This is a genomic window from Lysinibacillus sp. fls2-241-R2A-57, from assembly GCF_030209535.1.
GTDB lineage: Bacteria > Bacillota > Bacilli > Bacillales_A > Planococcaceae > Lysinibacillus.
On sequence record NZ_JARVRU010000176.1, the window covers coordinates 1 to 13,631 of the forward strand.

The 13,631-nt window shown below is 39.8% G+C and carries 12 protein-coding genes; 4 read left to right on the plus strand and 8 right to left on the minus strand.

What is annotated here, in order from left to right:
- From QRN68_RS22700 to QRN68_RS22715, 4 genes are all read left to right on the plus strand, one after another.
- A partial coding sequence (locus QRN68_RS22700) for an RNA-guided endonuclease InsQ/TnpB family protein (RefSeq protein ID WP_285399374.1) occupies window positions 1-281 on the plus strand: 281 nt, incomplete at its 5' end.
- Window positions 282-466: 185 nt separating this feature from the next.
- Entirely contained in the window at window positions 467-1,054 is a 588-nt protein-coding gene (locus QRN68_RS22705; RefSeq protein ID WP_285399375.1) for an MBL fold metallo-hydrolase, read from the plus strand.
- A gap of 428 nt (window positions 1,055-1,482) precedes the next feature.
- The gene (locus tag QRN68_RS22710) at window positions 1,483-3,012 is read left to right on the plus strand and encodes a cardiolipin synthase (RefSeq protein ID WP_285399376.1); all 1,530 of its coding nucleotides are present in this window, start codon (window positions 1,483-1,485) and stop codon (window positions 3,010-3,012) included.
- A 317-nt stretch (window positions 3,013-3,329) separates the two neighbouring features.
- Window positions 3,330-3,962: a hypothetical protein gene (locus tag QRN68_RS22715; RefSeq protein ID WP_285399378.1), complete on the plus strand. Its 633-nt coding sequence runs from the start codon at window positions 3,330-3,332 to the stop codon at window positions 3,960-3,962.
- Between the two features lie 70 nt (window positions 3,963-4,032).
- On the opposite strand, the gene pyrE is transcribed toward QRN68_RS22715, so the two are convergent.
- The 8 genes from pyrE to QRN68_RS22755 are packed head-to-tail and all read right to left on the minus strand — an operon-like array spanning window position 4,033 to window position 13,499.
- Window positions 4,033-4,662 (minus strand): orotate phosphoribosyltransferase, encoded by a 630-nt coding sequence (gene pyrE / locus QRN68_RS22720; RefSeq protein ID WP_285399379.1) that lies wholly within the window; start codon window positions 4,660-4,662, stop codon window positions 4,033-4,035.
- A 2-nt stretch (window positions 4,663-4,664) separates the two neighbouring features.
- A complete protein-coding gene (gene pyrF / locus QRN68_RS22725; protein ID WP_285399381.1) occupies window positions 4,665-5,369 on the minus strand; it encodes an orotidine-5'-phosphate decarboxylase in 705 nt (234 codons plus the stop codon).
- Window positions 5,369-6,280, minus strand: a complete 912-nt coding sequence (locus QRN68_RS22730; RefSeq protein ID WP_285399383.1) for a dihydroorotate dehydrogenase — start codon at window positions 6,278-6,280, stop codon at window positions 5,369-5,371. Before QRN68_RS22730 ends, pyrF begins: the two co-directional genes overlap by 1 nt.
- Entirely contained in the window at window positions 6,277-7,050 is a 774-nt protein-coding gene (locus tag QRN68_RS22735) for a dihydroorotate dehydrogenase electron transfer subunit (protein WP_285399384.1), read from the minus strand. Before QRN68_RS22735 ends, QRN68_RS22730 begins: the two co-directional genes overlap by 4 nt.
- A gap of 1 nt (window position 7,051) precedes the next feature.
- Window positions 7,052-10,249, minus strand: a complete 3,198-nt coding sequence (gene carB / locus QRN68_RS22740; protein WP_285399386.1) for a carbamoyl-phosphate synthase large subunit — start codon at window positions 10,247-10,249, stop codon at window positions 7,052-7,054.
- Window positions 10,242-11,342: a carbamoyl phosphate synthase small subunit gene (locus QRN68_RS22745; protein ID WP_285399388.1), complete on the minus strand. Its 1,101-nt coding sequence runs from the start codon at window positions 11,340-11,342 to the stop codon at window positions 10,242-10,244. Before QRN68_RS22745 ends, carB begins: the two co-directional genes overlap by 8 nt.
- Window positions 11,342-12,619 (minus strand): dihydroorotase, encoded by a 1,278-nt coding sequence (locus QRN68_RS22750; RefSeq protein WP_285399389.1) that lies wholly within the window; start codon window positions 12,617-12,619, stop codon window positions 11,342-11,344. Before QRN68_RS22750 ends, QRN68_RS22745 begins: the two co-directional genes overlap by 1 nt.
- 1 nt (window position 12,620) lies before the next feature.
- Window positions 12,621-13,499: an aspartate carbamoyltransferase catalytic subunit gene (locus tag QRN68_RS22755; protein ID WP_285399390.1), complete on the minus strand. Its 879-nt coding sequence runs from the start codon at window positions 13,497-13,499 to the stop codon at window positions 12,621-12,623.
- Window positions 13,500-13,631 lie beyond the last annotated feature (132 nt).

The following is a 13,631-nucleotide window of genomic DNA, read 5'->3' on the forward strand; positions in this document are numbered from 1 at the left end:
ATTTAAATGTAAAAGGGTTGATGAAAAATAAACATCTGGCGAAGGCGGTAGCCGGACAGAGGTTATATGAATTCAAACGGCAAATTCAATACAAATGTGAAAAATATGGAATTGAATTTGTTGAAGCCGACAGATGGTTTCCTTCATCAAAAACTTGTTCTAGTTGTGGACAAATCAAATCCGATTTGAGACTGAAAGACAGATTATTTATCTGCTCTTGCGGATTAAAGATGGATAGAGATTTGAACGCAAGCATTAACTTAGCAAATTATTCAATCTAAGGAGCTTAACTGATATTAAGCCTTAGATGTGTACGCAACGATACTGCGGAATTTAAGCCTTTGGAGAGTCATACCAAATGGCAGTAGCTTCGGCGAAACCAGGCTCTGAGAATAAGGAAGACACAAAAACGAAAGTCAAAAGATATAAGTTGTGTCACAGTAGAGATGTCTACATTTTTTAAGAAATGTATATATTTTTCGTATCGGATCATATCGGTAGTCATGGACAATTTGAGAACATTTACGTACACAAGGAAGAAGCTGATTGGCTCGTAAATGGCATTAAGAAGTTATCAATTGAGCAGATAAGAAAAGACGTTAGTCGCGATATAACGATACCTACGCCCAAAACGTTTAATCCTGAAACATATAAACCTTTTCAAGGACAGCCTTCTGGTATTTTAGAGGATGGAGATATTATAGATATCGGCAATAGAAAATTGTCTATACTGCATACACCTGGTCATTCACCGGGGCATATTTCTATTTTAGATCATAACAATGGTTATTTATTTACTGGCGATTTACTGTATGATAAAACGCCGATATATGCTTTTTTCCCTACAACAAATCCAGTAGATTTAGTAGATTCCTTAGAGAAGATAGCGAACTTACCTAACATTACGAAGATTTTTGGGTCTCATAATACATTAGGGCTTGATTCCTCCATTTTAATAGAAGTAAAAAAGGCAGTTAATACGTTGAGAGAAGAGGATCTTGTAAAATTCGGTACGGGAATTCATCATTTTAAAGGGTTCAGTGTTCAATTTTAATCGAGTAGGAGGTGATAACCAGCCTCCGAACCGTATATGGCAATTACATGAAGTCTAACGGACAGTGCTTTTGTATCTCACTGTCCGTTATTTTATGTCTCTCCTTACCTCTTGAATACTTAGTTCTCTTTATGTCTTCTATGGTTCTATTAAGAAAATTCATCTTGGAATGTTTGCTTTATCAAAATAAAGGGAAAGTAATTCATACTTGGTTTACTATAGAAGAAATTAATGAGGAAATGTTTGCAATTAGCGAATATGGACACAATAGATTTGCTCATTACTAGTAAAAACTATACGTTATAGAAGGCACATACGAAAATGTCTATATTGTTAAAAAAAAGAAAACAATTTATCATAAAACTATGAAAGTACAACTTCCTCTTATGGAAATTATATTTAAGAAAGAATAGGTGAAAATGCATCATATGAAAAATCGCGTCGTCCAATTACTATTTGTATTTACAATTGCAGCAATTATGCTCATATTCTTAAATAAGACCATCATTCCCTTATCTACTTTAATCGGCTTACTATGGCCTATCACACTTATAGGGATTGCTTTCGTTATTTTTATTGAAAATCGTTCTCCGCAAAGTACATTGGCTTGGTTTTTAGTATTAATAATACTCCCTGGTATTGGTGTATTTATGTACTTACTTTTCGGAAGAAGTCACTGGAGAAGAAGGAAACATTTACATCGTTCAGAAGAAAGAAGAGTATTATTCCGTGAAATTTTAGCAGGGAAAAGTTTTGATCTAGAAAACTCCCTCTCTTTAAATGAACGATCCACCTATTTGACGCAAGTTATACAAAAATTTGGCGGTGGTCCTGTTGCTAATGAAACAACAACAAAACTCTTAACAAACGGGGATGAAACATTTACTGAAATCTTACGAGCGATTGAAAATGCTACACACCATATTCATATTCAATACTATATTTATCGATCAGATGAAATCGGAACAGAAATTCGAGATGCCTTAATAAGGAAAGCAAAATCTGGTGTAATCGTACGTTTTCTTTATGATGGACTCGGAAGTAATAAATTAAAGAAGAATTTCTTACAACCAATGAAAGAAGTAGGGATTGAAGTAATCGAATTTGATTCTATTCTTTCACCTTGGCTATTAGAGACCGTCAATTATCGTAATCACCGTAAGATTGTTATTGTAGATGGGACAATTGGTTTTACAGGTGGACTCAATGTCGGGGATGAATATCTTGGCCGTTCGAAGAAGTTTCCTATTTGGCGTGATAGTCATTTAAAAATAGAAGGAAAAGCATTATTTAAACTACAAGCCATTTTCCTAGAAGATTATCTCTACGCCACTAGTCGTTTAAATACTGAGTCTTGGAATCAATACATGGATAGAGCATACTTTCCTGCTCAAGGCATTCAGCAAGCAGAAGGTGCCGTACAGATCGTTGCGAGCGGACCTAGCTCAGATGATACAAGTATTCGAAATGCTTTATTGAAAATTATGGGCTCTGCAAAAAAGTCAATTTGGATTGCCACTCCATACTTTATTCCTGATCAGGAAACATTAACATTATTACGTTTGAGTGCACTTTCCGGAGTAGATGTCCGAATTTTATATCCTGGAAAAGGCGATAGCATCATTAGTGATCAAGCATCCCAATCATACTTTACACCACTTCTAAAAGCGGGAGTCTCCATTTACAGCTATAAAGATGGTTTTATGCACGCTAAAATTGTACTTGTTGATGATGAAGTTGCATCAATTGGTACAGCAAATATGGATATTCGTAGTTTTGAGCTTAATTATGAAATCATTGCGGTCCTATATGAATCAAAAACGGTTCTAGATATAAAAAATGATTTTGAACAAGATTTTAAAGACTCCATAGAAATTACATGGGCGGCATTTCAAAAGCGAAGTATTCAAAAACGCATACTTGAGTCTCTTATGCGACTCATTTCTCCCCTACTGTAAGTTAATCAATTATACCTCGGCATAATTGCGTCCGAAGGCTTTAACTTCTTTTAGTAGAAGTTAAAAAATAAACAGGCTGGGACGTAACTGGTCAAAAATTTAAAAAGCGCGAGAAATCAATTTTAGCTACGTTGATTTCTTGCGCTTTTCTGATGTGAAATATTGTAATTTTGTTTTGAAAATATACTTAAGTCCCAGTCTTGAAATAGTCAAGGAAATCTTTGTGAATGTCGATTAGTTTGAGATGAGGATAATTTCCGTCCCAGCCTACCTCTCTACTACAAGTGCGATTCATGATGCTATCGGTGGTTCTCGTGTTGTTATCAGCGATTCTTGGTACTTTATCAGCGGTTCTCATGTTGTTATCAGCGGTTTTCTCGATTTTATCAGCGATTCTCAGCTCTTTATCAGCGATTTCTCGATTTTACCAGCGATTCCCAGCTCTTTATCAGCGGTTTCTCGATTTTATCAGCGATTCCCAGCTCTTTATCAGCGGTTTCTCGGTTTTATCAGCGATTCCCAGCCCTTTATCAGCGGTTTCTCGATTTTATCAGCGATTCTCGGCTCTTTATCAGCGGTTTCTCGGTTTTATCAGCGATTCCCAGCTCTTTATCAGCGGTTTTCTCGATTTTATCAGCGATTCTCAGCTCTTTATCAGCGATTTCTCGATTTTACCAGCGATCCCCAGCTCTTTATCAGCGGTTTCTCAATTTTATCAGCGATTCTCGGCTCTCTATCAGCGATTTTCTCGATTTTATCAGCGATTGGCATTTTGGATGGAGCATCCTGCCGCTTCGCTTTCGCACATAAAACATTTGTTGGTCCAAGCGGCTCATCGGACGCCCCCAGGAAGCTTTGCTCTGTGCGAAAGCGTAGCGACAACAACAACAAAGCGCCCAGCCAGAACGGAAATCCCCCCACGTTTTGCCGAAGAGCCATACTTTATTTAATTTAACACAATAATTTTACAACAACATGAAAGGGTGGTATGAAAAAATTATCATACCACCCTTCATTGAATTAAAGCTCGCCTGCTTTTAATTTTCCATGCCACTCTTTAAGGAATGGGATGTCGCCTTCATTAATAGTGCCTGATTCATTTGCTGCTTCAATTAAATAATCGAAGTTTGTTAGGGATACATATTTAATGCCTGCTTCATCGAATGCTTGTTCAGCACGTGGAAGGTTGTATGTGTAGACGCAAACTACGCCTACTACTTCACAGCCTGCTGCGCGTAAGGCTTCTACAGCTGTGATCGATGAGCCGCCTGTAGAAACGATGTCTTCTACGACTACGACTTTTTGACCTGCTGCGTATTTTCCTTCGATTTGGTTACCACGGCCATGCTCTTTTGCTTTAGAACGTACGTAAACCATAGGTAATTCTAAAATATCACTTACCCAAGCAGCATGTGGAATGCCTGCTGTTGCTGTACCTGCTACGATTTCTGTTGCGCCAAAGTTTTCTTTAATAAGAGATGCTAAACCGTTTGCTAATTGCTTACGAATTACAGGGTCAGAAATTGTCAGACGTGTATCACAGTAGATTGGTGATTTAATGCCTGATGCCCATGTGAATAGTTCTGTTGGATTTAATTCTACTGCGCCTACTTTTAACATAGCGTGTGCGATTTCATTTTGTAATGTCATATTTATGCCTCCCATAATTCACTTACGATTTTATATGCTGCTACTGGATCTTGTGCACCTGTTACGGCACGTCCTACCACGATTAACGAAGAACCGTCACGTTTCGCGCCGTCTGGTGTTGCAATGCGCTTTTGGTCGTGTGCGTCGCCACCTGCTAATCGGATACCAGGTGTCACGCGTAAGAAATCTTCTCCACATACTTCAGCAATTGCTTTTGCCTCATGTACAGAGCAGACAACTCCATTTAAACCAGCTTGCTTTGTTAAACTTGCGTAATGTAAGACAGATTCTTGTAAAGATAAAGCAATTTTTTGTTCTGCTTGCATTTGCTCTTCTGTTGTTGAAGTCAGTTGTGTTACTGCAATTAATGCCGCACGTTCACGCCCTGAAGGAGTACCCGCGTCAAGTCCCTCAAGTGCAGCCTCCATCATCGGACGTCCACCTGCCGCATGAACGTTGACTAAATCTACTCCTAGTTTCGCTAGACCTTTCATTGCAGAGCCTACTGTATTAGGAATATCGTGTAACTTTAAATCAAGGAAAATATCATGGCCTAGATCTTTTACCTTTCGTACAATATCCGGCCCTTCTTGCATATATAATTCCATACCAATTTTCACGAAAAGAGGCTCATTAAAATGCTTTAGAAATTTAAATACTTCTGCTTCACCAGGAAAATCTAGTGCAAGTATTGGTTTTGTATTCATTAACGATGGCTCCTTCCGATAATTTCTGAAATATGCTCTACTCCTAATTGATCGAGCTTTGCTGGTAATTCATCAATAATATTTGGACAAACGAAGTGATCAACAAAGTTTGCTGTCCCAACAGCAACTGCAGATGCACCAGCCGACATAAAGTCAATAACATCCTGTGCTTCTGTCACGCCACCCATCCCAATTATCGGAATATTGACAGCCTTGTACACCTCATAAACCATGCGAATCGCAACTGGTTTTACAGCAGGACCCGATAAGCCACCTGTACCATTGGCAATCACTGGCTTACCTGTACGCTCGTCTAAACGCATACCGATAAGTGTATTGATCATTGTAATACCATCTGCACCACCAGCTTCAACAGCTTGTGCAATTTCTACGATATTCGTTACATTAGGAGATAATTTCACGTATACAGGCACTTCAGAAACAGCTTTTACAGCTTTCACTAGCTCGCGTGCTGTTGCAGGGTCTGTACCAAATTGAATACCTCCACATTTAACGTTCGGGCAAGAAATGTTAAGCTCTAATGCTTTCACATTAGATGCAGTAGAAATGCGTTGCGCTACTTCTACGTAGTCAGCTGTCTCTGTACCAGCAACATTTGCAATGATTGGCACATCATACGCTTCTAGAAACTTTAATTCTTCGTTCATTACTTTTTCGATGCCAGGATTTTGTAAACCAATGGCATTTAACATCCCCGCTGCTGTTTCTGCTACGCGTGGAGTTGGATTGCCAGGACGTGTTTCTACAGTTGTAGCTTTAATCATAATAGCGCCAAGCTTTGATAAATCATAAAGCTGTGCATATTCACGTCCGAAGCCGAAGCAACCGGAAGCTGGCATTATTGGATTTTTTAAATCTAAGCCTGGTAATTGGATAGTTAAACGACTCATAATGCCACCGTACCTTTCGCGAATACTGGACCGTCAGAGCATACTTTGACATAATCCTTTGCTACTTGATCTGTTGTTTTACATACGCATGCGAAACAAGCACCGATACCGCAGCCCATGCGCTCTTCAAATGATAAATAACCTTCTTTTTCTGGATAGAAGCCTTCTAATGCTTTTAACATTGGTAGCGGACCACAAGAATAGAATACATCGAATTCAGGCGCTCGTGACTCTAATACATTTGTCACAAAGCCCTTTGTTCCTTTCGAACCGTCAACCGTTACATAATGTGTTTCTCCAAGCGCACTGAATTGTTCCTCATAGAAGCATACATCCTCTGTTTGGAAGCCAAGTACATGGATTGTTTTAACACCACGAGCATTTAATTGCTTAGAAAGCTCATGTAATGGTGGTACACCGATTCCTCCGCCAACTAGTAGGGCTGTGCCTCCCTCTTTTACTGCTTCTACAGGGAACCCATTACCGATTGGTCCAAGAACATTAACGAGCTCACCCTCGCGATTTGTCGCTAACACTTTAGTTCCACGACCTTCCGCACGATAAATCATCGTAAATTCGTTGTTGTCTTTGTCTATGTTTGCAATACTGATTGGTCGACGTAAAAGCGGCTCCATTGAATCTGACACCTTTACATGGACAAACTGGCCAGGAGTCATATCCTGAACCAGCTCTCCACGAAGTGTCAATTCGAAAATGTTTGTCGCTATTTGCTTTTGAGAGACGACCGTCATTTTCTCTTGACGAATCATATTAGTGTACTACCTCCGCTTTTGGCATTTGTTCTGCTGTAAATGTCATTGATTCAATAACACGTACCATCGCTTCTGCTGTATCTAATGAAGTTAAGCAAGGTACGCCGTTTTCAACTGACTCACGACGGATTCGGAAGCCATCACGTGCCGGTTGCTTACCTTTTGTTAATGTGTTGACAACAAGCTGTGCCTCACCGTTTTGAATTAAATCGATTAATGTTTGACCTTTTGCACCGATTTTGCCAACTACATCTGTGCGTACACCTGCTTCTTCAAATGCTTTAGCTGTACCTTCAGTAGCGACAATACGATAGCCTACTGTTGAGAAGCGTTTTGCTAGTGCAATGGCTTCTTCTTTATCTTTATCGGACACTGTGAACAATACTGTGCCTTCTGTGCGAATTTCCATACCTGCTGCAACTAAGCCTTTGTAAAGTGCTTTTTCTAATGTTGCATCTTTCCCCATTACTTCACCTGTTGATTTCATTTCAGGTCCTAAAGTAATGTCGACACGACGTAATTTAGCAAATGAGAATACTGGCACTTTAACGAAGACACCTTTTTGCTCAGCTGCTAAGCCTGTCGGATAGCCTTGTTCTACGATTGATTTACCAAGGATCGCTTTCGTTGCAATATTCGCCATCGGAATGTTTGTAATTTTACTTAAGAACGGTACTGTACGAGATGAACGTGGGTTAACCTCGATCACATACACTTCGCCTTGTGAAATAACATACTGAATGTTCATTAAGCCTATGATGCCAAGACCTTTTGCAAGGCGAGTTGTATAATCCACTAACGTATCTTTTTGCGTTTGCGTTAATTTTTGTGGAGGGTATACAGAGATGGAGTCACCAGAGTGAACCCCTGCACGCTCGATATGCTCCATAATACCTGGAATTAATACATTTTCACCGTCACAAATTGCATCTACTTCAATTTCTTGACCCGTTAAGTAGCGGTCTACTAATACTGGATGATCAGGAGATGCTTCTACTGCGTTTTCCATATAGTGTTTTAATTCATCTTGGTTGTAGACAATTTCCATCGCACGTCCACCTAGTACGTATGAAGGACGAACTAGCACAGGGAAGCCTAGACGATCACTAATAGCAAGTGCTTCCTCCGTAGATACAGCTGTTTGACCTAGTGGCTGTGGAATGTTCAAGTCGCGTAATGCTTGCTCGAATTTGTCACGGTTTTCCGCACGGTCGATATCTTCAAGTGTTGTACCTAGGATTTTTATGCCATTGGCAGCTAATTTATCAGCAAGATTAATAGCTGTTTGACCACCGAATTGTACAACTACACCGATTGGTTGCTCAAGGTCGATAATATGCATAACATCTTCGATTGTTAATGGCTCGAAGTATAATTTATCTGAAATCGAGAAGTCCGTTGATACTGTCTCTGGATTCGAGTTAATAATAATCGCTTCGTAGCCTGCTTCTTGAATTGCCCATACTGAGTGTACTGTTGCGTAGTCGAATTCTACCCCTTGACCAATGCGGATCGGACCAGAACCAAGTACTACAACTGATGGCTTATCGGATTTAATCGATTCATTTTCATCTTCATATGTGCCATAGAAGTATGGTGTTTCAGATTCAAACTCCGCTGCACATGTATCGACCATTTTATAGACTGGGATAATGCCATTTTCTTTACGATATGCATATACTTCCTCTGGCGTTGTTTCCCAAAGCTCAGCAACTTTTTTATCTGCAAAGCCTAGACGTTTTGCTGTACGTAATACGTCTTTATCGTTTTTATTGTCAGCAAGTGTTTGCTCCATATCTACGATGTTTTTGAATTTATTTAAGAAGAATAAGTCAATGGCAGACCATTCATGGATTTGCTCAATTGTCACACCGCGACGAAGTGCTTCACCGATGAAGAATAGACGCTCGTCACCTGCTTTGCGGATACGTTTTTCAATCCAAGAATCCGTGTTTTCTTCTGCATGTTTCAGCTCTAAGTGAACTTGACCTGTCTCAAGAGAGCGCACTGCTTTTAGCATAGCTTCTTCAAATGTACGACCAAGTGCCATTACTTCACCAGTCGCTTTCATTTGTGTACCAAGATTACGCTTTGCTGATTCGAATTTATCGAATGGCCAGCGTGGAATTTTTGCTACGATGTAGTCTAAAGCCGGCTCGAAGCAAGCATATGTTGATCCTGTTACAGGGTTTTTAATTTCATCTAATGTTAAACCAACTGCGATTTTTGCTGCTAGCTTTGCAATTGGGTAGCCTGTTGCTTTTGATGCTAATGCTGATGAACGTGATACACGAGGGTTTACCTCGATCACATAGTAATTAAAGCTATATGGATCAAGGGCTAACTGTACGTTACAGCCACCTTCGATTTTCAGTGCACGGATAATATCTAATGAAATATTACGTAGCATTTGGTTTTCACGATCCGAAAGTGTTTGTGTAGGCGCCACTACGATTGAGTCCCCTGTATGAATACCAACTGGGTCAACGTTTTCCATGTTACATACAACGATTGCGTTGTTAGCAGCATCACGCATTACTTCATATTCAATTTCTTTATAACCAGCGATTGATTTTTCTAGTAAACATTGTGTTACTGGGGAATATTTTAGACCAGATGTCACAATTTCCTCTAGATCTTGATCGTTGTAGCAAATACCGCCGCCTGTACCACCAAGAGTGAAGGCAGGGCGAACAATTACTGGGTAGCCAATTTTCGCTACAAAGTTTTTCGCTTCGTCTAAGTTATGGATAATATCTGATTCAGGTACTGGAGCACCTAGCTCATACATTAGATTACGGAATAGATCGCGGTCTTCTGCTTTATGGATCGCCTCTAATTTTGTACCTAGAATTTCAATATTAAGCTCATCTAAAATTCCTGATTTATCTAACTCAATAGCCATGTTTAAACCAGTTTGACCACCAAGTGTTGGTAGGATGGCATCTGGACGTTCTTTACGTAAAATACGTGATACAAACTCAAGTGAAATTGGCTCAATATATACTTTGTCCGCAATTTCTGTGTCTGTCATAATTGTCGCAGGGTTTGAGTTTATTAAGATAACGCGATAGCCTTCTTCTTTTAGTGAAAGACAAGCTTGTGTTCCTGCGTAGTCAAATTCTGCTGCTTGTCCGATAACGATTGGACCTGATCCGATTACTAAAATAGTTTCAATATCTGTACGTTTAGGCATGTTGTTTCCCCTTCCCTGCTTCTACTTCCATCATTTCGATAAATTCATCAAATAGGTGATTTGAATCCTCTGGACCTGGTGATGCTTCTGGGTGATATTGCACTGTGAAGATTGGGTATTTCTTATGGCGTACACCTTCACAAGTACCATCATTTAATGCGATATGTGTTAATTCTAAATCTGTATCTTTTAATGAATCGATGTCGACTGCATAGCCATGATTTTGAGATGTTAAATCAGTACGGCCAGTACGTAAATCTTTTACTGGATGGTTACCACCACGGTGACCAAATGGTAATTTGAAACTTTTCGCACCGCATGCTAGTGAGAAGATTTGGTGGCCTAAGCAAATACCGAACATCGGCACTTTTCCGATTAAATTGCGTACTGTTTCAATACCCTCTTGCACATCTTCAGGGTTACCTGGGCCATTCGAAAGCATGATGCCATCTGGATGCCATGCTAAAATTTCTGCTGCTGAAGTATTGTAAGGTACAACTAGCACATCGCAATCACGTTTATTTAACTCACGAAGAATACCGTGTTTCATACCAAAGTCTATTAATACTACGCGTTTACCACGACCTGGTGATGGGTAAGCCGCTTTCGGTGATACTTCATGTACATGGTTTGTAATAGCTGGTGTTGCCTGTAATTTTGCCACGATTTCATCCACATTCACGTCTTCATCAGCCGCTGTTAAAATAGCCTTTACTGACCCTTTGCTGCGAATAATACGTGTTAATTTTCGTGTATCGATTCCTTCAATCCCTGGGATATCCTTTGATGTTAAGTATTCATCTACTGTTAAATCACAGCGGAAGTTTGAAGGTGTTTTTGCTAATTCACGAACTACAAAGCCACGAATAGCAGGTGTGATCGATTCAAAATCATCACGGTTAATACCGTAATTACCGATTAAAGGGTAAGTTAACGTTACGATTTGTCCGTAAAATGAAGGATCTGAAATTGTTTCCTGATAACCTGTCATCCCTGTTGTGAATACGACCTCACCTTGTGAAGCTCGCTCACTACCGAACGCTGTGCCTGTAAATACTGTGCCATCTTCTAAAATAAGTAAACGTTTTTTCATTACTCTGCCTCCTGGTATACGATATTGCCTTCAAAAATTGTAAGGACTGGCCATCCTTTTGCAACCCAGCCATTGAATGGTGTATTGCGTCCTTTTGATACAAAGCCTTCTGCATCGATTGTTTGTTCTTTATTTAAATCAATTAAAATCATATCTGCTGAAGCGCCAACTTCTAATGTGCCATATGGTAAATCAAAAATTTGAGCTGCCTTTACAGACATCCAGTCAATCAACTGTTTTAACGTCCATTTCCCTGTTTCTACAAACTGTGTGTAAAGTAGTGGGAAGGCTGTTTCAAAGCCTACAATGCCAAACGGTGCTCCTACCATGCCACAGCATTTTTCTTCTACTGTATGTGGAGCGTGATCTGTAGCGATACAATCGATTGTGCCATCCATCATAGCTGCGTGAAGTGAGTCTTTATCATCTATAGCGCGTAATGGTGGGTTCATTTTCCAGTTTGCATCGTCTGAAGGAATATCCATTTCTTCAAGTAATAAATGATGCGGGCAAACTTCTGCAGTGACACGAATACCTGCTGCTTTAGCGTCTCGTACTGCACGTACAGATTCCTTCGTTGATACGTGACAAACGTGGTAGCGTGCGCCAGCAGCTTCTGCTAATAGAACATCACGTGCAATTTGAACAGATTCGCAAATAGATGGAATTCCTGGTAAGCCAAGCTCTTTATTACGCTTCCCTTCATGCATAACACCGTCGTAAATTAATGAGTTGTCTTCACAGTGCGCTACAACTACCATATCGTGCTGTGCTGCATCCTTCATTTGCTCATACATTGTTGATGCAAGCTGGATTCCAACACCATCATCTGAAAACGCAACAGCTCCATGTGCTTTTAATTCTTCAATACTTGTGCGAACCTCACCTGAGATGTCCTTTGTTAAAGAGCCGTATGGAAGTACTCGAATGACTGCACTTTCTTTAATAAGACCGTTAATCAATTGCATATTTTCTACTGAGTCTGGAACTGGTTTTGTGTTTGGCATCGCACAAATTGTTGTGAAGCCGCCTTTTGCTGCTGATGCTGAACCTGTAGCAATTGTTTCTTTATGTTCAAAGCCTGGCTCACGTAAATGTGTGTGTACATCGACAAAGCCTGGTGCAACAACTAAACCATTACCTTCTATAATTTCTGCGCCTGCTACATTTATGTTTTGTCCAATTTCAGTAATTTTGCCATCTGCCATAGCGATATTGACTGTTTGTAGCTCGCCTTGTTCATTTAACATTTGTACATTTTGAAGAACCTTTGTCATATTATTCTCTCCCCTTTAAAATTGTTTCGACAATAGCCATCCGTGTATATACTCCATTTCGAACTTGCTCGAAAATTCGAGAACGCTCGCATTCTACTAACTCTGAAGCAATTTCCACATCACGGTTGACCGGTGCTGGATGCATAATAATTGCCTTTTCCTTCATTTGTTTCTCACGTTCAATTGTTAAACCGTACTCTTGATGATAGCTCTCTTTTGAGAAGCTTTTATTCACCTTATGACGCTCATGCTGCACACGAAGTAACATAATAACATCACTTATTTCGATTAAATCATCCCATGAATGGTGTGCTTCGAAATTGCCTGCCCATTCTTCTGGACAAAGGAAATGAACGTTTGCCCCCAATCGCTGTAACGCTAATGCATTCGATTTCGCTACACGGCTATGAGATATATCCCCTGCGATTGTCACATTCAATCCTTCAAAAGAACCAAACTCTTTTTTTATCGTATATAGATCCAGTAATGATTGTGATGGATGCTGACCAGCACCGTCACCTGCGTTAATGATTGCCACATTGATGCCTTCAAGTAGTTCATTGTAATACTCATCTTCTTTTGCTCGGATGACTACTGCATCAATACCAATCATTTCTAACGTCTTTACCGTATCGTACAGTGTCTCCCCTTTAGTCACGCTCGAAAAGCTAGCATCAAACGGGATAACAGTACAGTCAACTTTGCGCTCTGCCATTTCAAAGCTCGTTTTCGTACGTGTACTCGGCTCAAAAAACAAGTTTGCTACGTTGTATGCTCGAGATAACGATGATGTTTCACCATTTTCAAAAGCTTGCGCACGATTTAGAATGTGGTTAATTTCTTCAATTGTTAAATGTTCCATCGATAATAAGTTCTTCATCATGTGCCTCCATTAAGTCATGTCATGAACGTCTATGTATGACGTTCTCTATTTTTTAATAAAGTAAAAGCCCCGCTGATGTCATCAACGAGGCATAAGGAGGCGTGACAAACTAGAGCAGAACATATTCCT